The following is a 23,295-nucleotide window of genomic DNA, read 5'->3' as shown; positions in this document are numbered from 1 at the left end:
TCATTCTATTATAAAGGCAAAACAAAAAGAGGGCGTATTCGTCCCTCCCTCTTTTCACATATCAGTTCAATAAAGGGTTCCTTTAAAATAGGCAGACCAATCCCGTTCACTCTGTACACAGACAGAGCCTTTGAGCGCTATTCAATTATCGGCACAAAGCTTTGAGACGTAATCTGATTAAAATCAAAGGAGACCCCTCCGTTCATTAAAAGTTACATAAATCTTAGCATAATTATGTAGTTTTCACAACATTAAACTTCACTTACGGGCATAAATAAAATCATTATTTTTCTACTGCATTCTTCATTTTTTTACGCATAATTTAATAAAGTTCTCGTCTTTTGTTTTGCATCACTTTATGGGTGAAATCTATAATTAATGAATCGAATTCATCCCATACAAGCTTACCGACTTATATCTTGCACGTGTTCAATCTCTTCTTTTTCTTCTTTTATTTCATAATAGTATGACGGCAATTCTATTCCATGTTGCAAGAAATAATCCTCAATTAATGAAATGATCACCTTTAATGTTTTCACACGCGCATATAATTTATCGTTACTAGCGATAATATTCCATCTTGCATTCGATTTATCTGTTTTCTCAAACATTTCTTCCATTGCCCGGGCGTATTCATCCCACTTTTCACGATTACGCCAATCTTCATCTGTAATTTTCCATCTCTTAAGAGGATTTTTCTCTCGATCTTTAAATCGCACTAACTGCTCATCTTTACTAATATGATAGAAGAATTTTGCTACTATGTAATGATCATCTGTTAATAATTTTTCGAAATCATTGATTTCATCGTATGCTCTATTCCATTCTTCCTTTGTAGCGAATGCCTCTACACGCTCTACCAATACACGACCATACCAAGAGCGATCAAAAATTGTGATTTGACCATACTGAGGAATTTTCCTCCAGAAGCGTTGCAAATAATGGTAACGTTTTTCATGAGGAGCAGGCGCACCAATTGGATTTACCTGAAATCCACGCGGATCCAGATGCTCAGTAATTCGTTTAATTGCCCCTCCTTTTCCAGCCGCATCCCAACCTTCCATCGCCATAATAACGGCTATTTTTTCTTTTTGTAAAATTTGCTGCAACGCTAATAAGCGCCTTTGATACTTTTCAAGCTTCTTATTATACTTTGATTTTGATTCCATTCTTTTCGTTAAATCTACTTGAGCAAGACGATCTTTTGTCATAAAATAATCCCCCTTTCCCTACACTAACGCTATTTTAACATAATTTTCAATATTTTTGATTATTTCCATAAAATACAAACAAGTTGTTGTACAATAAGAATGGGGTGATACATTATGAAACAAACACTACAAAACGTGCTCGAAAAATATAGTGCCATGCATCTAGAAAAACATATTTTAAATTCTCTTGAGCCAACAATTCAAATTCGTCTACGTAAAGGATCTGATGAGCAAATAGCAGTGGGAACCTCAAAATTAGGAGGTTTTCCAGACTTACCTGATGAATTAAAGATTCCAACATACAACGACATACCGTTACACTTTATTGGACAGCTGAATTTAGAAGAAATACAACCTTATCACAAAGGAAACCCACTGCCTACGAAGGGCATGTTATATTTCTTTTATGACGCAGAAGAACAACCATGGGGGTTTGACCTAAGAGATATTGGAGGACATCGCGTTCTGTACACGGAAAATATAGAAAACCTAAAACGACGAGAACTTCAAACAGAAGTGTTCCCTCCTTCCATCATCTCCTTTCAAGAAACTTGGACATTAGCAAAAGAAAAAGTCGGAGAAACAGGTTTATCAAATGATGATGAATGGGATCTTTATAAAGAAATAGAAGAATTGTATATCGATGGATTGCATCATTTACTCGGCTCCGCACAAGCTATACAATCAGAAGCAATGGCGGAAGAGTGTCATCTTGTTACAAACGGAATCTATTTAGGAAATGGGTACCCCTCAGATCAAGAGATAAAACATTTGCCTGGCAGCGCCCAAGATTGGATGTTACTGTTACAACTTGATACCAATGATGAATCTGAAATGGATTGGGGAGACACTGGCTTATTATATTTCTGGATCAAAAAAGAAGATTTATTGCAAAGAAACTTTGAAAATACATGGTTGATTTTGCAATGTTGTTAAATCAACCATGCATTTTCAACATATCTCCTCTGTTTCTATACTGTAATTCGTATAAAGCGAAAAAGAATAGAAAAAATGGCCAACTTTTTCTACAAAGTTGGCCCATCTATTATAATTTCAGTTCTTCTATATGAAAAAGCTCAATAACCGCTTGTGTACTCCTTTAACCCTTAGTTTTTGCATCACATTACTAATATGATTGCAGACAAGCCTTCTACTAAAGTACACCTTTTATCAGCGGAGGGCTTCATCCTCTACTAAGCTATTAAAAGAAGATATACCTCTTACAATTTTATGAGATTCATTTTGTGCAGTAACTTCTTTGATTTCTTTTAGTAACTATTTATCCATCTCTTTTTCTCTGTCAGTACAAATCAATCTGCAAAACTTTCAGGACTTCTATTTTATTTCATGTTCTTCACCTTTTCTAGACCATATCACAACAGGAATGAGTAATAAGGCTAAAGCCCCTCCAGCTAATGATAATGCCGCATAACTCGAATTCGCTACCACCATGCCTGACATCGCTCCCCCAGAAGCTCCTGCCAATGCAATAAAAACATCCACTTTCCCTTGTGTCTTTGCACGCGTTAAAGGTTCTGTTGCATCAACAATTTGAGCAGTACCACTTATTAAACCAAGATTCCACCCTAATCCAAGTAAAGAAAGGGCAACAATCAGGAGTATTAAAGAATCGCTTGGTGCAATGGCAGCTACCACTCCCGCACTAAGTAGTATAACTCCGGAAGCAATACTCATTGCCATTCGACCAATCTTATCAACAAGAATTCCTGTAACGAGTGATGGAAGGTACATTGCTCCTACATGAAATCCAATAACAAGGCCCACTTCATTTAATCCATGACCATGTTGTTCCATATGTACGGGAGTCATAGTCATAATCGCAACCATGACAACTTGAGTAAGTATCATAACGATGGCTCCAACTGTAACGCCCCTTTTATTTGCTATCGATTTCTCAGTTATCGCACGCCCTTTATTTGTATGTTCCTGTTTATATGTTTCTATCCTGTTCGCTATTATTAATGGATCTGGACGAAGCATAACGAAAAGTACGAGACCTGCTAACAAAAATGCAGCTGCTGATAATATGAACGGACCAGCAAGTTCAGGAACACCAATAGAAAGAGCAAAGTTCCCCATTACCCCTACCAAATTGGGTCCTGCTACCGCACCAAAAGTCGTCATAACCATTGTAATACTAATAGCAGTTGCCCTTTGCTTCTTATTTGCTAAATCCGTACCGGCATAACGGGCTTGTAAATTTGTGGCTGTGCCTGCACCATATATGAGTAAGGAAGCAAGTAAAAGAATAATACTATTTGTTAAAGCTGCGATTACAACACCAATAGCACCAAGCCCTCCTACCATAAATCCTGTCGCAAGCCCGATCCGGCGTCCATAACGCTGAGAAAGCCTGCCTACTACTAAAGCTGCTCCTGCAGATCCCATTGTAAACATGGCTGCTGGCAATCCTGCGAATGCATCTGTTCCAAGCATTTGCTGCGCAAGAAGTGCGCCTACCGTAATTCCAGCAGCCAATCCCGCACCACCAAACATTTGTGAAATACTTACGATCACTAATGTTCGTTTATATATCTTTTGTTGTTCTTCTACTGTATACATATGATTCCTTATTGAACCATCAGCTGTATCAAGCATTTTCTCACCTTCTTTATGAAAGATTTTCCTTTTTTAAATGTACTATGTTTAATGTTTCATATTCAATAACATTTTCATCCGTTCTTTTCGTTCTAAAAGAGAAAAACAAAAAAACTGCCCAAATACTTTGATTTAGGGCCGTTTTTTCTTAAGCACAAATATTTTTTATTTATTAAACTAAGATTCCCTCATTTATTTGCAAACTCTACACATCACATTGTTAATATGATTACGAATAAGCCTTCTTGTTACTAAATTTATCTTCAATTCTTTTATCTACCCCATTTATTCTTCATTACTTTAAAATACAAATTTTCAAACTCACTAAAATATTTACCATAAAACCCTAACATTTCAATGTAAATGTTAACAACTTCAACTAAATCAAAATGATCGCCATTTTTAGCTAATTCATAACTATCATCAACACTATATAAATCACGATATTCATCTTCCCAATACAAACCCCTGTTGACTAAAAGTCTAGTTGTGGATTTAATTGACTCTTCAATCACCAGCTCATTTCGTACTAACTTTTCATGAATTACAGAAAGAGTTAATTTCACAGCATACTCTTCATCAACTATTCTACTAAACTCAAATAACTTCCCTTCAATATCATCTATCTTTTCTTTAGACATTAAGGATATCTCAATTATTTCATATGGCGGGCTGTCACTCACTTCAATCACTTTATCACACCATTGAATTACTTCTTCTTTGCTCCACAATCCGCAACAAAGCCCTAAGCCATAAATACTAGTTAGTTTTTGAATGCAATCCAAAACTTCTCACCTTCAATTTCTCATATACATTTTCATTTAGTTTTAAACCCAGTATACGATACATTCATTTAAAATTATAATGTTTAAATTTAATATTATAATATACATTACATAATTTCTTTACAAATGCTTTCTATCCCTTTGAAGATTTTGATGCATATAGAACCTTTCTGAGGAATGAGAAAAAGTATTGAGTAAAATTCTCTATAATAAAATGAACCAACCCTCGATGATATCGATGATTGGTTCATTTACATGATTTCACAATAGAACATTTTTCAATATATACTTACTAAAAATCGTGTAACTATTTTTCTATTGCTGACTATTCTCTCATGCACACGTTAGCACTTACTCCACCGACTCGACTCTTTTAGCTAGTTTTCCCCTGAAAAATAGGTTTCGCAATTAATGTAGCGAAAGGTCGTATTTTAAATACAACGTACTGCGTAAATAATGCTATTAATATTCCATGTACACATCCTGCAATTACATCCAATGGATAATGTACTCCTACCCATATTCTCGAAAAAGCTACACCAAGTGCTAAGAAAAACCAAGTATATCTAAAACGATAGGCAGATAGCAATAGTGTAGCTGCAATTACAACAGCTGATGTTGCATGATCACTTGGAAAAGAAGAATTGGCAGCATGATCTACAAGTTTTGTGATGTTATGTGAGACAAAAGGACGCTCTCTATAAATAAATATCTCGATAATTCTATTGATGGAATACGCTAAAGTAAACGCAACAATCGATTGAAAAGCCATTACACGAAATTGAGGTTTATTCTTTATCCATAACAGGATGAGTAGTAACACGAAAGCATATTGTACATATTCTGCAAATATAATCATTACATCATCTATCAGTGGATATTGCTGTACCTTACTATTTATAAAGTTGAACCATTCATAATCTAAGTCTTTAAAATTCATTACATAATCTCCTTTATTGCTATAGAGTCCACGCTACATTTCAACAAAATATACCTTTGGACTCTAATAAATTCTTATTATATTTTTTTATTGTTTCCACCTACAAATCATAATCTATTCAATTTTAATAAGATTACTCACAATGTACTATCTTATTTTGTGACATAAACATTACATTTTTGTAAGGTTCTTTTTTTCATTTTGATAGTTTAACTTATGTAAAGTGTTTATATGAAAAGATTTATCGGTGATTTGTATAGAGAATCTCGATTTCCGAAATATGGTTCGGAATCGAAAAGTGTCAAAGTCGATTTCTGATGTGGGCTAGGGCGCTTTTCGCAAGATGCTTTTGTAAAAGTGCGAAAAATTTGGAGGTCTACTTGTAAAAATAGATCCAGCATACACATCACAAGATTGTTCAAGCTGTGGAAATCGCGTAAAAAAATCCCTATCGATTCGGACACATATTTGTACAAAGTGTGGAACGATATTAGACCGGGATCACAATGCGAGTCTAAACATTTTGCAAAAAGGATTAGAACAATTACATGTGAGAACGACGGAAGACTGAAACTGAAGGGCAAGGTTGTGTCCAAACAGTATAAACGGCGCCTGTGGAGAATATGTAAGACTGCTTGGGAACCCCAAGCAGCAACCCTCTATGAAGCAGGAAGCCCATTCTTCAAACAACTCATAAGAGTGTTAAGAAGGAGTCATTCACAAGTCAACTACTTAGCTCATTCTAGATATTGTTTGAACTATAGTTTGAATTCCGGTTGAAATAATAGATGCATTTATATTTCTTGCATCTATTTTAATGATATTTTCTTTATAAAAATTTGATAAATAATTTTCATCAATAGGCCTCAATAGTACATGTTCAGCATGTAAACGTTGAATCAACTCAGTTGCATTTATATTTTGCGGTAAGGCAAGATGTAACTTTGTATCAAGAGAAATCGGCCTTTTATAGTCAATGCTAACTTCACAATCTTGGAGTTGTCTTTTAATTTCTTGATGTAATAGTATCGATTTTTTTGCATATTTTTTTGCAAGTCGCTTACTGTGCGTATGAAACATGCCACTTTTCAAATAAATCTCCAGCGCTCCTTGTGTAATAAGGCTTGTATCATAATCAATTACTCGTTTTAATGCCAAAAAATTACTGAGAATATCTTGAAGTGGGAGTATTACTGCTCACGAATAACGGGATAACTTAGTTTCTATCTTTTTTGAAGCGAAAATATACAAAAATCAAACCCACAAGGATAACTAGCACAATTAAAAGAATGAGGCTATAACGGTGAGCATAGTGTACTACATGACGCCACTTTTCTCCCAGTTCTAATCCTAACTTGATAAAGGTGAAACTCCATAATAATGCTCCTGAATATGCATAAAGGCAAAAAGTCCAAAATCGAAAACGAGAAATACCCGCTAAATAGGCAGTAACATGGCGAACCCCAGGAATAAAATAGCCAATAAATAATAAGGCAGGACCAATCTTCTGAAACAAAATCTGTGTTCGATTTATTTTATTTTCTGTAATATGTATTTTCGGACCAAATTTCTTTAAAAACGGAATCCCAAGTTTCACTCCTAACAAATAACTAATAGTAATACCAATTGACGATCCAATCCATGCACTTAGTAACGCAAGCAGAAATTTCATTTCCCCTTTATATACATAGTATCCTACAAACGTTAATAGCGTTTCATCAGGTATCGGCAACCCGATAATTCCACCAACTAAAGCAATAATAATTCCGAAATATCCAAAATGCGAAATGAGATAATGTAATTGATGTTCTATTTGTAATCACCGTCCACTCATACCAATTGCGAGCTAGCATCTTAATCATTAAGACACCTTTTAAACACAAATTGTATACCTCCTAGTATTATCCCAAAAAAAAACATTAAAATTCTAATCGCATAACTTATCTTCAATTATAAAATGCAGTCCTCATCTTTTTTCTATGTTTTCAAAATGAAACTCCATTGATTTTTCTTTCCCATCCAAATATAGTTAATTCAGATAAAAATTTTGTATTGTGCTAATAATGGTCTTAATTCAATAATAAATATATTTAAAATTATGATAAATTAAAATATATAGGATTGCACAAAAAACGTTTGGAGTGTTTACAAATGGTATACAAAGATATTATTAAAAAGATTCATGATGCACCTACTGATTATGACTTTAGTACATTAACTGATTCTATTATTGAGGAAGAATCCATGCTTAACGGTGTACCCCAAGATTATATTTCCTTCTTAAAGGAAGTGGGCTATGGATCTGTTTCCAATTCCTATTTTATGTTCTACGGGGGACTTATTGAAGCAGATGAAATATATGATGCGGATGACAATCCAGAACTGAAAAATGTTTTACTATTTGGTGATAACTTTTCCGGCGATGCTATAGGGTTTCATATAACAAATAACTGGAAAATTATTGAGATTTGGCATGAAGACGTATCAATCGTACCAAGGGAGGAAAAGAGTTTTACAGAATTGGTTCAAAACATATTTTCGAAAGAGCTTTAAGTTAGTAGTTACTTGATATAAAGCAGAAAAACATTCCACTAATGCAGCTGTGGAATGTTTTTCTCTAATTAAACTTACTTTCTAACCTTTACTCATTAATCCTTTTCTTCTTTTACCAACCCAGGACTTCCCTTCATAAAATACCAAACTCACTAAACCACAAAGTAAAATAATCGGTACACTCGCTTTATATAAATCTGTAAAACTTATTGCCATCGTTTTCTCTGCATAGTGGCTAACATCATTTGAGAACACAAGAATCTCTCCCCTTACTTGCTCTTCTTTTTCTTCCACTCCTTTTGTTACTTGCTTTGTAATTTCTTCTCTTTTTACCTCTCTATATTCCACCGGAACTCCATTTAAAGCTTCATTCACTTTTTCATGAATCAATTTCTCTTTTTGTTCCTTGCTCAAGCCGAGATTGTCTTCACTTTGTTTTTTTTCAGCATTTGATTCTAAACTTTTATTTCGGATTTTTTCTTTTGTTATTTGCAATATTTTTTCTTGCTCAACCTGATCCACATGAATATTACGAACTTCCTCTTCAGCATAACGATAAACATTGTCTTTATTTACAGATAGATTATGAGTTAAAGTTGATACAAATATAGCAACAGCTAATACAATCCCTACTTGTCTCAACATCGATACAATGCTTTGGGAAGCGGTTAGTAATTCCCCTTCAAATGAAGAAGCACTTAAAATCGTAATGGGACCTACGACTAAACCATATCCAGCACCTAATATCATACAAGGAATAATAATATCTGCACTTGTTGAATCTACTCCTATCATTTGTAACCAATAATACGCTATGCTCATCACTATGAAACCCGATAAAATAATAAAAACTTTCCCAAGCTTTTTAATTAGCGTTGCAGATAGTGGGGAAACAATAAATATCATTGCTGAAATAGGTGTAACTAAAAAAGCCGCTTCCATTTCTGTTCGATATTGTATTTTTGTAAGAAAAGTCGGAAGTAAGACAGTTACTCCAACCAAAAATAGATTGCTTAATATGACCACAATAGATGCTCCAACAAAGGTTCGATCTTTAAATAGCTGCAAATTCACCATAGGCGCTGAAACTTTTCTTTGGACTAAAATAAATAACAAGAGAGAGAGAATACTAGTAATATAGCAAATCCACGCTACGTTACTCAGCCAACCCCATGTGTTCCCCTTAACTAATACAAGGGTGAAAAAGAAAATTGCAGAGCTACTTAATACTAATCCGATCCAATCTATTTTGGATTTAATACGTTCTTCATTTTTTATTTGTAGCATAACAAAGCATAAAACAACTCCAATTACACAAATCGGAATATTGACAAAAAATACCCATCTCCATCCTAAATTTTGTGTAATAATCCCGCCTATTACAGGGCCAATCGCAGCTGATAAACCTTGTGTTACTCCTAAAATACCAAGCGCAATATGCCTCTTAGCTAACGGAACTGCTGATACTCCAATTACCATACTCGTCGGAAATAAAATCGCGGCTCCTATACTTTGAATAAAGCGAGAAAAGATAAGAAAATCTCCAGTATTCGCAAATGCACAAAGTGCGGAACCACCACCAAAAACGATTAAACCAATGATGTACATCTTAGCCTTTCCAAAAATATCAGCAATACGTCCTAACGGGATTGCTAGCACCGCAATTGTCATTGTATACACATTTAATATCCATGACATTTTTTCTAATGACGTATTTACACTAGATTGTATTGCTGGTAAAGCGATGTTCATAATGGTGGTATCAATCATACAAAGAAAAATACCTAAACACATCAAAAACACTATCTTAAGCCCCCTTGATTGCTCCATTGCAATCTCCCCCTTTATAAATTAGCACTTCTTTTTATTCCTTGTTTTCCCTATCTTCTTCCAGTGTAAGTTGGACTAATTTCTTCTTTAATATCTCAACTTGCGCAGCATACGATGCAATACCAACATCAAGCGAAATCTCCTCTACAAATGTTATACCCTCTCTCCATTTCTCATATTTCAAGCGAAGATCTGCAATATATGCTTCTTTCCTTTCAATTTCTTCTTCAATCCATCTCTTCATTGTCTCTCCATCAGCATAATTACCAAAATACATTCGCATTAAAAAGTCCGAGCGTAACACATCCTTCTCTACATCAGTCTTCATATATTGATAAAACTCTTCTCTTCCTTCATCCGTTATGAAGTACATTTTTTTATTTGGCTTTCCCTCTTGCATAATAACCTCTTTTTTGATTTTCCCTTCCTTCTCTAACTGCCTTAAAGTTGGATAAATCATACCAAAGCTTCCATCGAAAAAATGAGTGAACACATCTTCAAATACAATTTTTATGTCATAGCCAGACAACTCTTTTTCCATCAATAACCCTAAAACAACATCTCTTCCTTTCATTCAAGACACCTCGCAATTCATACAATCAACAATCATATTAACAATGTTAATATGATTGTTGATTGTATATTATATTTTAGTATTTGTAAAATGTAACCAATTAAATTTTCATTTCATACCCTGTAAAGAATTTAAAACAAAAGACTATGTAGAAAAATCCTAACGGGTTCGGATTTGAAGTACAAAATTAAAAATAACCATTTAAAAAGAGGTGCAATTAGCACCTTTTTTTAAATGGTTATTTTAGCAAGTGAACTAGCACCCAAATTGGTGAACTTTTGATAATATCAGTTTATCACTAATTTGTCCTAACGGTTTCTTGGAGTTTTTCCATTACCCTTGATAAAGCTAAAATTGAATTTGTTGTTTCAAATTCTCCAACATCTAAGGAATGGTTTGCATTTTGGACAACATCAATCTTTAAATTTGATTTACTTAATTGGTCAATTTGATTTGAATTGTAATGATGGTCTTTATCCCCGATAACTAAAAGCCCTTGATGATGACTATTCAAGATTGAGTCAAAAATCGAATCAGACTTTATCAGAGGAGTGAGTAAAATCATTTTTGACTTTAAGAATTCATCTCTCTTCATTAAGTCATTCGCAATTGGAATTGTTCCGAGTGATTTTCCTAAAAAAATCGAATTGTTGTATTGCCCATTTTTTAAAGCATCTAAAATCACAGGATTAATATCATCCATTATTATTTGGGTTATTTCTTCAATATTTTTTTTCATTGTTTGCTCATCATAGGCGTAATGAATATGGACAACATCGATTTTATTTTGGAGCATTACCATCGTCGAATAATAAAACAAGGGTTTATCATAATTGTAACCGGAACCTGAAAACATAAAGCAAATCGTTTTGGAACCCATTTCTATATGTGTATAACTAATCGCTTTATCGTTTGTTTGTATCTCCTTTTTCTTTCCTTTCATCATTTTCCCCTCCGAAACTTTTATAATATTATAACATAAATTACCAACTTCTCTTTTTATTTTTCTCAACTTTCGCAAAAAATAAAAAAATCAATATCACAATAATAATCCCGCCTATAAACATTTCTTAATTTACTCATTCATAACCTCCTTACTACTTAGAATTCATATTTTGTCTCTGATAATCAAGAGGAATATCCACCGCAAATTCTCTATCTGCAATTGGTGTATTTACAACAAAGGACTCCGTTTCTAAATAACCCACTACCTCTCCTTGTGCATTTCGATTTTCATATTTCAAAACAAGTCCTGTATTTCGATCAAACCAATAATGAAATATTTTTGCTTGAAATTTTTTAGCATTAGCACCTATAAATTCTCCTTGAACTACAATTGTGTCATAACCCCTATACGTTTCATGTTGGTTTACTATATTCCCCTCCTTCGCCAGCTGAATTAGTAATGTTTCCTCCACGTTTTCACCTCCCCATATTCATCCTATCTATTTATTACCTACCAACTTGAAAAAAGTTCATTTTCTTCCTGTAGAATTACATATAAAATAAAGCTAATCCTTCTATCAACTAAGAAAGATTAGCTTTATAACTCGTGCATATACACAATAAGATAATTTTCTACCTTCCCGTCCAGTGCTTTCTTATCACTTCTACGACAATTCCCGGGTTATCCCAGTGCAGCATATGTGTCGCGTCACTTTTCTATAACTGCTAAATCAAATATACATGCATAACTTCTTTAAAATTAGAAAATGCTAACAAAATCAAAACAATCAACTATAGCGAATTGGAGAATCATACATGACAAGAAAAATATTATTCTTACTTGCTTTCATATGTTTTGCAGTTCCACTTCAAACAAACGCTTTTACTTTTGCAGAACTCCCTGTTACATCAAAATCTAAGCAGTGGTATATTGAAGTTGATAAGGCTAAGGATCCTCAAGCATTACCATCAAAAGCAGATATGTTTCATTCATACAGCTTGCTTGTAAAGAATATCGGTAAGGACGTATCTAACGTATCAGTTGAAATACGTCACAATAACCCGAAATCAAAAGCCTCTTTCAAGCCTTTCAACAAGTCTGATATGAGCGTGTCATATAGTCAAACTAGTTTTACAAAAATGAAATTCCCATTATATGAAGACGCCAATTCATTTGATATTGTTATTAGCTGGGAAGAGAAAGATTTTAGTTATAATGGTCACCCCGAAAAAGCAGAAAAACAATTTACGCAAACATTTGTATTTCAGGAACAGTGAGCTCTACCGTTTAACAGGGCTTACTGTTTTTTGTTAACCTATATTAATCAAACTTGCGAATGCTCGGAACAAGTAGCGCGATTGCTACTACGACAATTGCTGCAATAGCTAGAATGATAATTGTCACAGTACCACCAATTATATTCGCCAACCAACCAACGACTAAATACCCTAACGGTAATAGTGCAAAAGACCCTAACATATCAAGACTTGCTACCCTTCCGAACGCTTCTTCTGGCACGAGTTCTTGCAAGCTCGTTTCCCATATTAGGCCAAAAATCATAATTCCAAACCCCTCTAATGCCATTAACCCTATTAATCCTGGTGCCCAAGAAACAAAAGGCATTAGTAAAAGTGCCATCCCACTAATGAGAACACCTCCATAGGCAAGCAATCCTCGTTTATGCCACCTCTGTCTCCCGCCAAAAATAAGAGCTGCCACAACAGCCCCAGCTCCAGAACACGCCATTCCAAGTCCATAAACAAACGGTTCAAACTGATGATGTATATTAAATAACCAAGGGATTAATACAACTATAATTCCCGCGTAACAAATATTAATAAATGAAAATGCTAAAATTGTAATCCATAACCATGGATGGCTTTTTAAGACAACAATTCCTTCCGTGAAATCTTTTTTCAAATTTATTTTATGATTTGCTGATTTCTGTACTTTTTTAGCTGTTACATCTTTTAAAAATAATAAACATATAAAAGACAACAAATAAGTCAATGCATCTAAACCAAATCCAATTCCAGCCGATGCAACCGAAACAATAAGACCACCAAGCGCTGGACCTATTAAACGGACACCTTGATTACTCATTTGTGTTAATGCATTAGCTGCATTGCGAATTTCCGGTACAAACACCTTTGCTCGCACTGCTGCATATGCCGGTTGAAACAGGCCTTCCATTAGTCCATATACTGCTACTAATACATATAGAATATTGATTGTTAAAGTGTCTGTAAAAATAAGTGTCGCAAGTGTTATCATCACTATGCATCGAACAATATCAGTAAATAACATTAATTTAACTCGATTCATGCGATCAACGATTAACCCAGAAAACGGTAAAACAAGAATATTCGGAAGCATATACATAGCCATCGTCATCCCCATAACCACCGTTGAACCTGTTAATGTATATACTACTACTGGAAGAATTACCATTGTAACCGAGCTTCCAAGTACAGAAAGCAGCTGACCAATCCATAAGAAAGTAAACTGCCGTGATTTTGTAACAGGTAACAATAAATTACTTACATAACTCCCCTTATTTTTTGTCTGTATTTCTCCTTGCATATGTATCCCCTTCCTCTAAACATCTTCCTTCTTTTTCCTTTTATTATAACATTTATTTTTTCTTTCTTTTCTAATAATTTAGTTTTTAGATATATCAAAAAAAATTTCAACGACATCTCCCTTCCGTTCTCTCAATCTCATAATCAATCTCTAAAAACCTCACACCAAACACCCACATTTGATGGTGCGCTGTCAAAATCTGATCAGTTTTTTCTTTTATCGTAAAAGTCTCAGCTAACGGTAATCGAATCGTAAAGAAAGGGGTATGTAAATAAATCCCTTCGTCTCCTTCTGTACTCTCTCTTAACTGACTAGTAATGATAAGATCTTTGTTATCATTACGTAATTTTAAAATACCCGTCATATTAGAAAATGGTAGCGGCAAAGCAATATTCATATATGTATCTCCTCTATATGTATGCTGTGAATAAAGAGCTACAAAGATCGTTTCATCCTGCTCATTTTTTCGAATCCATGCCCTCACATCTTCTCTACCATCTCGTTCACCTTTTACCGCAATGATATTACCATACATAGCTTCCCATCTATTTCCCATTCCTAAATGAATTTGCTGTATATGTCTACTTATTTTTTCATAGAGAAAGGCAAAGGGCCGAAACCAACGAGACCACTTAATGTTTGCTTTTAATTGATAATTTTTCGTATGCTCATAAAAATCAATGATAAGTGGAGATACTTTTCTTTCATCAAACCCCATACTATGAAAATCACTCATTTGCTCTACAAGACCTGTATACTCTTTCTTCTTTATGAAATCCTGTTGCAAAAAAAGCGTTTCCCCCACTTTCATCTTCCCTTTGATACGACTCATCGGTTTTCCATAATGAATGTAAGCTGGCACATTCTTTTCAATCATCCAGCCAATAAAAGCAGGCAATGTTACACCAATTCCATTCACAACACCATGAATCCAAACCATTTGCGTAATTGTGATCGTCATAACTTGCTTAAAGTTCCCATATGAGTATACTAACGAAAATAAAATCGTTATCATAAGTGTACTCGATGAAATGATAAGAAGGATTTTTGCAATTATCGAAGTGAATTTTGTTTTCCATACATAAACACCATAAGCATAAAGTGAGATGAGATAAATTAATACCGCAAAGAACTCGAATGTTCTTGAATAAGTAATACCAATCGCTACTGTCATCGGTGAAATAACAATAATAACCGTGATAAATTTATATAGTTTACTTTTCTTTTGTTGCTTTCTCCCAATTAAACCTACAGATAAAGGTAGTAAAAAGGCTGAATAATGAAAGTGAGCTGCTGTAAGCAAAACAATATCTGAACTAAACTGCATAATGGATATATTTGCTACAGAGGCAAAGAACCAAAAACCACCTAAAAACAAATAAATAAATCCGCTATCAATTGCCGTCTCTTCTAAAGGCTTCCATCCTCTTTCTAGTAACCTACTTACGCCGAATAATGCAATAATGCCTGTATATATAAACCAAATCATTGCAAATAAAAAATAATCTGTTATAAAGGCAAGCATCGCACTGATTGCAGCAACCGGATAAAGTAACAATACAAATTTATAAAATAAAACCTGTGACCCATCTCTTTTTTCCTTATCAACAATGCATAATGACATTGGTATAAATAAAAAAACAGATAACACTATGATACATTCAACGGGATTTAGTTTCGGCCATTCCAATATAATAAAAACCATATAACAAATAAGGCCAAGAATTATATTTTTCATCTAGTCTGATCCCTTTCTACAAACGTTCCCTTATATGAGAAAAGCGGGCCAAATAATGGATTTCGTACTTGAACATGAATTTTGTAACAGTTTAATACATCATCATAGCTCTCTATAACTTTCGCCTCTCCATATAAAAATTTGGGTAGTGGTATTTTCTTCCCAAGTATGTAAAACCATTGTTTTTTTGATGAGATATGCATTGCTCCTTCTTCATCAACATAAAAGGCAAGTGTTGATACGAGCAAGTACGGTTCACCAAAGTAATCAATAATTTCATTCTGTTTTGTATTCAGGTACATAACGGCATTGAAATAACGTTTTTTGTTATCAAACCGAAACATCCGATTCCACCTTACAAAAGCATTTCCTTTCGCATCCTCTTCAGCAATATTATGTATTGTAAACGGTACTTCTTTTCCTCTTTCTGAAAAGAACATGCGAAACTTAGATGCAACTCTTAAAAGCATTTTGACAAGAAACGATCCTTCATCAATTTCATCCATTTTCCCTTCACCTATAAAACTATTGTTTTCCGTAATTGCATAACGTTTTTGTAATTTCGGGTGTAGCTGCAGATAAGATTCTCCTAATAATACTTCATAGATGCTAGCCACGCATTTACCCCCTTCTTTTTCTCTTACAATTTTTCGCTCTTGGTAAATCACTACTGTTCATATACCCAATAATTGATAATCCAATTAATATAAAATTTAAGGCAATGGGGTTAAATGGTTGGATAAAACTCAAAATATTTGTGAATCCTGCTACTTTGGTTAGACCAATTAAAATAATAATGTGCAGCAGCAATAACTTCTGTTTTTGAAACGGCAACAACCATATGATCCCGAATCCTATTTCTAAAAAGCCAATTATTTTAAGCGAAAGAATGCTATTTTCGTTTGAACCAATAAGTACAGAAAGCATCTGTACCTCTTCTGGGTGATTAAATAATACTTTTGGCATAAGCCCTTGATACATCCATACAAAAGAAAGTAAAAAACAAATAAGCCAATACGTAATCGATTTTCTTATTAACAAGCGAGGATGCAACCCTTTTTCTAACCATAATTTTAAAGCATCAAAGCTCCATGCTGTCGCCCATCCTAATAGCGGCCGAAATACATATGAATCTATAATCCTCCCTACACCACCAAATCTCGTCTCATAATCATACTGCGTTTCAAAGCAAATCTTTTCTCCATTCGGTGTATATTTCCAATAGCCTCTTCCTATTTGTATCAATGAAAGTCTATTGTCTGTCCAAAATTTTAGCGAAGATATTCTTTCTCCTGTTTCCTTTTGGAATTCCCCTACCGATTCCCCTTCACCAACTATTTCAAGCCCAAAACCGATTTTTGTTTTGTATAAAAAACGTTGTGGTTCATCATCTTGTTTCTCTAAATATGATATTTCAGTAAAGCGAGCATCCCACTCTGTATGTAACATCGGATCTTGCGTATACTTCCATAATTCATCCATTGATGTTAGCATTTCTGTTTGAACATAAATCGGTTTCTTCCTCTTCATCCTCTCTCCCTCCACTCCCTCTATATCACTAATGTATACGTAAAATTCGATTCTATCTATATTTTTCAAATAATTCTTTCATTACACGAAAAGACTTAATTTTCAAAATATTAACAAAGCACTTGATTTCCTAAAATATTTTAATTATTATAAAACAAATGTTACCAAACAACTTTATAAACCAAACACTCTCGCCCAAAACGTGAGATAGAGGTTGCAACGCTTATAAGTATTCTAAAGGAGACACAGAGATGTCGATGAATTTAGAAAAAAGGAAGTGTTGCCGAAATTAATAAATTTCTCTGCATTTATTAATTGGGGCTGTTTTCGAATAGAAACAGAACTGTCATATGTACAGACGTGTATATATGAAGAGCTATCTACAAAAAAGAGATATCATGCTTTATATGATATTCTTTTTTGGCGGTTTTTTTATTAGCTCCTTTTTCTGTTTCCCTTTTCCTGTAACAGCACCATCCTCACCTATTTGAGATGGTGTTTTTTTGTTTTTCTTTCCGGTAACTACAGGAATATTTAGGGACTTATACATCTCTCTTATATGTTTTTTACACCTTTCCTGATTAATTAATAAAAATGGATGAAAGAAGGAATTTGTAATGGAAACGATTGTTCAAAAATTCGGTGGTACTTCTGTCGGAAGTATTCAGCGCATTCAACATGTAGCAAATTTAATTATTGAAGAATATGAACGAGGGAACGGTGTTGTTACAGTTGTATCTGCAATGGGAAAAAGCACAGATGAGCTTGTCGCACTTGCTACTGCTATTACCGAAAATCCGAGTAAACGTGAAATGGACATGCTTTTAACAACTGGCGAACAAGTTACCATTTCTTTATTAACAATGGCGCTGCAAGCAAAAGGATACGACGCTATTTCACTAACTGGGTGGCAAGCTGGTATTACGACTGAATCTGTACATGGAAGTGCAAGAATCTCTGATATTAATACTGAACGCATTCAATCCCTTTTACAAGAAGGAACAATTGTAATCGTTGCTGGCTTCCAAGGACTAAGTAAAGAGAACGAAATTACCACACTAGGCCGCGGTGGTTCTGATACAACTGCTGTTGCATTAGCAGCTGCGCTGAAAGCGAAAAAATGTGATATTTACACAGACGTAACAGGTGTATACACGACTGATCCACGCGTTGTAAAAGACTCATATAAATTAGATGAAATTTCTTATGATGAAATGTTAGAGCTCGCAAATCTTGGTGCTGGTGTACTGCATCCACGTGCTGTTGAATTCGCGAAAAATCATAACGTAGTTTTAGAAGTTCGTTCAAGTATGGAACAAGAAAACGGAACAATTGTAAGGGGAGAATGTAACATGGAACAACAATCAATCGTAAAAGGTATTGCATTTGAAGATAATATTACACGCGTAACAATTAAAGGATTAGAACAAGGAGCACTTTCAACTGTTTTCTCTACGTTGGCTACCGCTCACATTAATGTTGATATTATTATTCAAAGTATTACAAATGAAGGTACTGTACATCTATCCTTCTCTATTCATTCGGGTGACTTAAGAGAAACATTAGAAGTATTAGAACAAAATCAAGAAGCACTTCACTATGAATCTGTAGAATATGAAAATCATCTAGTAAAAGTATCAATTGTTGGATCTGGCATGGTATCCAATCCAGGTGTTGCCGCTGACATGTTCTCTACATTAAAAGACGAAAATATTCATATTAAAATGGTAAGTACATCTGAAATTAAAGTATCTGTTGTCATTGATCGTCTACATTTAGTAGATGGTGTAGAAGCTCTTCATCAATCTTTTATGGCAAAAATTGAACCGATGGTACAAATGAATTAATTTCATTTTCAAAAATAACAACAAGGAATATTTCTTTGTTGTTATTTTTTTATCTATCAAAATCGTATTATGTTACACTATTACATGTGAAATATTTTCCAAATCATTTTAATGAGACAAAAAACATGTAAAGACGGATACATAATGAGAACAGAAAATATTCTTTTAGTAGATGACGAGCAAGGTATATTAGATATGTTGGTACTAACCTTAAAGAAAGAAAATTTCATTCATGTAACAACCGCTCTAAACGGAAGTGAGACGTTAAACTTAGTTAAAAATCATCCATTCGATATTATCTTACTCGATGTTATGCTACCAGATATAGACGGCTTCGAATTATGTAGACAAATACGAAACTATACAAATACCCCTATTCTATTTGTGACAGCGCGCTCTAGTGACTTAGATAAATTAACAGGCCTCGGAATTGGTGGGGATGATTACATAACAAAACCATTTAACCCTTTAGAAGTAGCTGCTCGAATTAACGTACAATTACGCAGACAAAGTATGCTGCTAAATAACCGCCAAGCAGAACATTCAAACTTACATTTTGAATCCTTTTCTCTATATCCAAGCGAGGGACTGATAACAGTAAACGGAAAATCTGTACATTGCACTGCTAAAGAACTAGAATTACTTACTTTCTTATGCACACATCCAAATCGGATTTTTACAGCTGAGCAATTATATGAACAAGTGTGGGGACTTACTTCTATGGGTGATGATAAAACAGTAGTCATGCATATTTCTAAATTACGTAAAAAAATAGAAGAAGATCCTAAATCCCCTACATACATTGTTAATTTGAGAGGAATTGGCTATAAATTTATCCCGCATACTAAGGAGCAACAAAAATGAAAATTGGTTTCCGACTAGGCTTTCATTTTATTCGTAGTTTATTTATCGGTACTTTTTTTATGGGGATTTTCATGGCCATCTTCATGGAAGGCATACTACCTCTTATCGGAATAAGCAAAGAGAACAAAGACACGGAAGCTCTTATCGTTTTTTGCCTCTTTGTATGTACTCTTATTTTAGGCGCTATTTTATATGGATGGCATATCGGGAAACCTTTATTTCGAATAATTTCATGGATTAACCATCTAGCAGAAGGCTCTTATGTAACTCCAGAAAGTACGAAACAAATGTACAATAAAAAACAGGAAAATTAAAAGGCCCTTATCGCTTATATAAAGACGTCTTTCTAAATATAGAACATTTAACAAATAGATTACGAGAAATAGAGAATGAACGAGAACAACTTGAGAAAATGAAACGCGAATGGATGGCAGGAATCTCTCATGATTTAAAGACACCTCTCACTTATATTACAGGATACAGTGCACTTATGTTATCACCCGACCATGAATGGAGTGAGGAAGAAAAAGAGAAGTTTCTGCAAGAGATTCAACAAAAAGGGGACCATATGAAGGAGTTAATTGAAGACTTAAACCTCTCGTTCCGCCTTCATGATTCACAAATCCCGCTAAAAAAAGAAGAAATAAATATCATTGAATTTACAAGAAGAATGATAGCTGATATGACAAATGATCCACGATCTGAACACTATCATTTTAGCTTTCACGCAGACAAAACGAACATTATTATTCCTATTGATACAAAATTACTACATCGCTCTTTGCAAAATTTATTTATGAACGCCGTTTTACATAACCCTGTAGAAACAAAGATCCATACCTCGATTCTATTAGAGGACACTGTACATATTATAATAGAAGATACTGGCGTCGGTATGGATGAAATGACAGTTCAAAATCTATTTAAACAGTACTACCGAGGTACAACTACAAACGTTTCAAATGAAGGAACTGGTTTAGGAATGGCTATCGCCCAAAAAATTTTAACGGCACATGGTGGAACCATTCAAGTAAACAGTGAAATAGAAAAAGGAACAACGATTCATATTACCCTTCCAACTCTATAGTACTTATTATCGACAAAAATATAGTTTTATTAAAGTGACGATTACTTTCGTTCAATTTAGTAGCACAAACGTAAGTAAAATTTATTCACACGCTAAAAAACCAATCTCTCATTCTAATACACGAGAAATTGGTTTTTTTATTCTTTACAAATTAAATCGTTCTAAAACTTTTCATTCGTTACCTATATTCATCTTCCAAAAAAGACACCTATAAGGGAATAGATAATGATCGTTGAAAATAAAATCGTCATATGGAAAAGAGAAAAAATAAACAATGATTTTGCCCATTTCTCTGAATCCATCTTTTTATAACCATAAATGCTTAAAACAAGCCATAAAATACTTAAAAGAAGCGCTACTAGCATAAGACCAATGCTTAAAGATCCTAAAAGAACACTTATTCCAATTAAAACAATTAAATAGATATTCGTTTGTATATATGTTCTTTTAACACCTTTGACTACTGGAAGCATCGGAACCTTTGCAGCCTTATACTCATCATGTTTGCGAATAGCTATGGCGTAAAAATGAGGCATTTGCCAAATAACCATTATGATAAAAAGCCCAATAATAGCCGGATGCATTATATCCGGATAAATAGCAGCCCAGCCAATGAGTGGCGGCATTGCCCCTGAAACACTTCCAATTTCTGTGTTGTAAATTGTTCTTCTCTTACTCCACATTGTATACGGTACAACATACAAAAATAAGCCTAAAAACCCTAATAAGGCTGCTAAATATGTGGTTAGTGCAAGAAATACTAACCCGGAGATTGTCATCAATATTCCAAGCCACAATACAGCCTTAGGGCTTATTTCTCCGGTTACAGTTGGTCTCTTTTTGGTTCTCTCCATAATCGAATCAATATCACGATCATACAGATTATTAAAAGCCCCTGCTGCACCTATGATTAAAATAGAACCGATGAAAGCAAATATAATCACTGGAATTTTCTCAAACGGGCTAATCTTATATTTATATAAAGCCAATGTTAACCCAGCAAACATGGGGACCAAATTCGATTTAATAATTCCGGTTTTAACCGTTTGGGCTAAAATGTTCGATAACTGTCGTTTCGAATTCGAATTTGTTAATTCTTTTTTCCTTCGCATGACACCCTGTACTCCTTTTCATTAGACGTTTTTACCATGTATATAGTATTAATATACTCCCCGGTATATTAATACTATATGATATTCCTGTCAAGAAAAAGAGAGTATACAGTGCACCGATGAAGAACAATCTAGAATAATTTAAAAAGTTTAAATAAACACACCTATAAAGAGATTTATACTGTACAAACATATTCTAAGTAGAGCGAGAGTATCCATTCAGAATGTATCTTTCATAATCGAACTTTATTTTTTAAAGCTGTTTCACACTCTCATTACGTTTTAACTCAATCGTTCCTGTCATAGACTGCACCGTTAACTTTGTATCATTCCCTTTTCCAGTTCCTATACGACCTTTTACCTTATGATTGTTTCCTTTTTCACCAGTTGAAAGTGAAAATTCATTTTTTATTTGGCCCGCACGCGTTGACAAGTCAACCTCTAGATTTTTTGGCTCTCTCTTAAAGTTTATATTTATATGAGATGATTCGGTTTTTATTTTACTTTCATTTTTTAAATTTGAAACAGCGGATACATTCACCTCTCCCGTATCGTTTTGAATATCGAAGCTTCCTTCCACTCCCTGTAACGTAATCCCTCCTGATTTGGAAACTCCTTTTATATTGTTTCCTTTATACTCTTTTATTGTCATATCACTTGAATCGCTATACAAATTCAATTGTTCAGATGCTATATTTTCACCTATTACCTCACCTGACTCTGTTTTAACATCTATTTTTTCATATGTTTTTTCAGGAAGGTATATATGCACAGTAGCTGTTTTTAAATTTACAATGGATGCAGAGTGTTCTGTAATAACTTCTAATTTCTCCCCATTCTCTTTCACTTTTACATCTTTTATCTCTCCTATATCAACTTTAATATCTGTTTCTGTTGTAGAATGGAGTTTAATATTTTCTCCTACTGTTTTTATATAAATCTCATTTATATTTTTCACGGCGAACTGTTTAGAGACTGGCGCTTCACTCTCTTTTGTACCACAAGCTACTATACTTAAAGTCATTAGACTTATAGATGAAAATAAATATACTTTCTCTTTGATACCCTTCATTACA

General features: G+C 34.1%; 24 protein-coding genes, 1 pseudogene and 1 riboswitch. Of the genes and pseudogenes, 8 read left to right on the top strand and 17 right to left on the bottom strand.

The window, feature by feature from the left end:
* Positions 1-404: 404 nt before the first annotated feature.
* Positions 405-1,211 carry a polyphosphate kinase 2 family protein gene (locus tag JDS96_RS07705; protein ID WP_199666523.1) on the bottom strand — a complete coding sequence of 269 codons (807 nt, stop codon included), beginning with the start codon at positions 1,209-1,211 and terminating at the stop codon, positions 405-407.
* A 114-nt stretch (positions 1,212-1,325) separates the two neighbouring features.
* Between JDS96_RS07705 and JDS96_RS07700 the strand changes: the two genes are divergently transcribed.
* Complete coding sequence (locus JDS96_RS07700) at positions 1,326-2,147, top strand: YwqG family protein (protein ID WP_003206747.1); 822 nt, start codon at positions 1,326-1,328, stop codon at positions 2,145-2,147.
* A gap of 399 nt (positions 2,148-2,546) precedes the next feature.
* Here the strand turns inward: JDS96_RS07700 and JDS96_RS07695 are convergent, their stop codons facing one another.
* The 3 genes from JDS96_RS07695 to JDS96_RS07685 form a co-directional block, all read right to left on the bottom strand.
* Positions 2,547-3,830, bottom strand: coding sequence for an MFS transporter (locus tag JDS96_RS07695; RefSeq protein ID WP_199666522.1), 1,284 nt, complete (start codon positions 3,828-3,830; stop codon positions 2,547-2,549).
* 272 nt (positions 3,831-4,102) lie between these two features.
* Positions 4,103-4,615, bottom strand: a complete 513-nt coding sequence (locus tag JDS96_RS07690; protein WP_003206744.1) for a hypothetical protein — start codon at positions 4,613-4,615, stop codon at positions 4,103-4,105.
* A gap of 373 nt (positions 4,616-4,988) precedes the next feature.
* On the bottom strand, positions 4,989-5,555 hold the full coding sequence (locus JDS96_RS07685) for an undecaprenyl-diphosphatase (protein ID WP_098158774.1): 567 nt from the start codon (positions 5,553-5,555) through the stop codon (positions 4,989-4,991).
* A 244-nt stretch (positions 5,556-5,799) separates the two neighbouring features.
* On the opposite strand from JDS96_RS07685, the pseudogene JDS96_RS31720 reads away from it, so the two are divergent.
* Positions 5,800-6,126: pseudogene (locus JDS96_RS31720) on the top strand (RNA-guided endonuclease InsQ/TnpB family protein); the annotation flags it as partial.
* Between the two features lie 161 nt (positions 6,127-6,287).
* On the opposite strand, the gene JDS96_RS07675 reads toward JDS96_RS31720, so the two are convergent.
* The 3 genes from JDS96_RS07675 to JDS96_RS31715 all read right to left on the bottom strand — a co-directional run bounded on the left by JDS96_RS07675 (position 6,288) and on the right by JDS96_RS31715 (position 7,438).
* The gene (locus JDS96_RS07675; protein ID WP_240522714.1) at positions 6,288-6,647 is read right to left on the bottom strand and encodes a hypothetical protein; all 360 of its coding nucleotides are present in this window, start codon (positions 6,645-6,647) and stop codon (positions 6,288-6,290) included.
* A gap of 124 nt (positions 6,648-6,771) precedes the next feature.
* Complete coding sequence (locus tag JDS96_RS07670) at positions 6,772-7,344, bottom strand: DedA family protein (RefSeq protein WP_307838169.1); 573 nt, start codon at positions 7,342-7,344, stop codon at positions 6,772-6,774.
* The gene (locus JDS96_RS31715) at positions 7,274-7,438 is read right to left on the bottom strand and encodes a hypothetical protein (RefSeq protein WP_206777025.1); all 165 of its coding nucleotides are present in this window, start codon (positions 7,436-7,438) and stop codon (positions 7,274-7,276) included. The genes JDS96_RS07670 and JDS96_RS31715 overlap by 71 nt, the downstream gene beginning before the upstream one ends.
* 268 nt (positions 7,439-7,706) lie before the next feature.
* On the opposite strand from JDS96_RS31715, the gene JDS96_RS07665 reads away from it, so the two are divergent.
* Positions 7,707-8,108, top strand: coding sequence for an SMI1/KNR4 family protein (locus JDS96_RS07665; RefSeq protein ID WP_199666521.1), 402 nt, complete (start codon positions 7,707-7,709; stop codon positions 8,106-8,108).
* An 81-nt stretch (positions 8,109-8,189) separates the two neighbouring features.
* On the opposite strand, the gene JDS96_RS07660 is transcribed toward JDS96_RS07665, so the two are convergent.
* The 4 genes from JDS96_RS07660 to JDS96_RS07645 form a co-directional block, all read right to left on the bottom strand.
* Positions 8,190-9,938 (bottom strand): MFS transporter, encoded by a 1,749-nt coding sequence (locus JDS96_RS07660; protein WP_199666520.1) that lies wholly within the window; start codon positions 9,936-9,938, stop codon positions 8,190-8,192.
* Between the two features lie 34 nt (positions 9,939-9,972).
* Positions 9,973-10,512 carry a PadR family transcriptional regulator gene (locus tag JDS96_RS07655; RefSeq protein ID WP_018783272.1) on the bottom strand — a complete coding sequence of 180 codons (540 nt, stop codon included), beginning with the start codon at positions 10,510-10,512 and terminating at the stop codon, positions 9,973-9,975.
* A gap of 298 nt (positions 10,513-10,810) precedes the next feature.
* Positions 10,811-11,455, bottom strand: coding sequence for an alpha/beta family hydrolase (locus JDS96_RS07650; protein ID WP_199666519.1), 645 nt, complete (start codon positions 11,453-11,455; stop codon positions 10,811-10,813).
* Between the two features lie 154 nt (positions 11,456-11,609).
* Positions 11,610-11,930, bottom strand: a complete 321-nt coding sequence (locus tag JDS96_RS07645) for a hypothetical protein (RefSeq protein ID WP_199666518.1) — start codon at positions 11,928-11,930, stop codon at positions 11,610-11,612.
* 343 nt (positions 11,931-12,273) lie between these two features.
* On the opposite strand from JDS96_RS07645, the gene JDS96_RS07640 reads away from it, so the two are divergent.
* Entirely contained in the window at positions 12,274-12,735 is a 462-nt protein-coding gene (locus tag JDS96_RS07640) for a hypothetical protein (protein ID WP_199666517.1), read from the top strand.
* Between the two features lie 43 nt (positions 12,736-12,778).
* On the opposite strand, the gene JDS96_RS07635 is transcribed toward JDS96_RS07640, so the two are convergent.
* From JDS96_RS07635 to JDS96_RS07620, 4 genes are all read right to left on the bottom strand, one after another.
* Positions 12,779-14,041, bottom strand: a complete 1,263-nt coding sequence (locus JDS96_RS07635) for an MFS transporter (RefSeq protein ID WP_199666516.1) — start codon at positions 14,039-14,041, stop codon at positions 12,779-12,781.
* Positions 14,042-14,147: 106 nt separating this feature from the next.
* Positions 14,148-15,779 carry a YndJ family protein gene (locus JDS96_RS07630; protein ID WP_199666515.1) on the bottom strand — a complete coding sequence of 544 codons (1,632 nt, stop codon included), beginning with the start codon at positions 15,777-15,779 and terminating at the stop codon, positions 14,148-14,150.
* The gene (locus JDS96_RS07625) at positions 15,776-16,396 is read right to left on the bottom strand and encodes a DUF4166 domain-containing protein (RefSeq protein ID WP_199666514.1); all 621 of its coding nucleotides are present in this window, start codon (positions 16,394-16,396) and stop codon (positions 15,776-15,778) included. Before JDS96_RS07625 ends, JDS96_RS07630 begins: the two co-directional genes overlap by 4 nt.
* A 4-nt stretch (positions 16,397-16,400) precedes the next feature.
* Positions 16,401-17,309, bottom strand: a complete 909-nt coding sequence (locus tag JDS96_RS07620) for a DoxX-like family protein (protein ID WP_199666513.1) — start codon at positions 17,307-17,309, stop codon at positions 16,401-16,403.
* A 200-nt stretch (positions 17,310-17,509) separates the two neighbouring features.
* Positions 17,510-17,696: riboswitch (Lysine riboswitch) on the top strand.
* 230 nt (positions 17,697-17,926) lie between these two features.
* On the opposite strand from JDS96_RS07620, the gene JDS96_RS07615 reads away from it, so the two are divergent.
* The 4 genes from JDS96_RS07615 to JDS96_RS31925 all read left to right on the top strand — a co-directional run bounded on the left by JDS96_RS07615 (position 17,927) and on the right by JDS96_RS31925 (position 21,107).
* Entirely contained in the window at positions 17,927-19,156 is a 1,230-nt protein-coding gene (locus JDS96_RS07615; protein WP_199666512.1) for an aspartate kinase, read from the top strand.
* A gap of 144 nt (positions 19,157-19,300) precedes the next feature.
* A complete protein-coding gene (locus tag JDS96_RS07610; RefSeq protein ID WP_098124819.1) occupies positions 19,301-20,020 on the top strand; it encodes a response regulator transcription factor in 720 nt (239 codons plus the stop codon).
* On the top strand, positions 20,017-20,334 hold the full coding sequence (locus tag JDS96_RS31930; protein WP_242479874.1) for a hypothetical protein: 318 nt from the start codon (positions 20,017-20,019) through the stop codon (positions 20,332-20,334). The genes JDS96_RS07610 and JDS96_RS31930 overlap by 4 nt, the downstream gene beginning before the upstream one ends.
* Before the next feature lie 98 nt (positions 20,335-20,432).
* The gene (locus JDS96_RS31925; RefSeq protein ID WP_242479873.1) at positions 20,433-21,107 is read left to right on the top strand and encodes a sensor histidine kinase; all 675 of its coding nucleotides are present in this window, start codon (positions 20,433-20,435) and stop codon (positions 21,105-21,107) included.
* A 188-nt stretch (positions 21,108-21,295) separates the two neighbouring features.
* Here the strand turns inward: JDS96_RS31925 and cyoE are convergent, their stop codons facing one another.
* Both cyoE and JDS96_RS07595 read right to left on the bottom strand, forming a co-directional pair.
* Positions 21,296-22,219, bottom strand: a complete 924-nt coding sequence (cyoE, locus tag JDS96_RS07600) for a heme o synthase (RefSeq protein ID WP_199666511.1) — start codon at positions 22,217-22,219, stop codon at positions 21,296-21,298.
* A 253-nt stretch (positions 22,220-22,472) separates the two neighbouring features.
* Positions 22,473-23,291 carry a DUF4097 family beta strand repeat-containing protein gene (locus tag JDS96_RS07595; RefSeq protein ID WP_199666510.1) on the bottom strand — a complete coding sequence of 273 codons (819 nt, stop codon included), beginning with the start codon at positions 23,289-23,291 and terminating at the stop codon, positions 22,473-22,475.
* Between the last annotated feature and the right edge of the window lie 4 nt (positions 23,292-23,295).

Source organism: Bacillus cereus group sp. N21 (assembly GCF_016483395.1).
GTDB classification, from domain to species: domain Bacteria; phylum Bacillota; class Bacilli; order Bacillales; family Bacillaceae_G; genus Bacillus_A; species Bacillus_A pseudomycoides.
The sequence above is the reverse complement of the archived record's forward strand: the minus strand, read 5'-3'. Positions and strand labels throughout refer to the sequence as shown.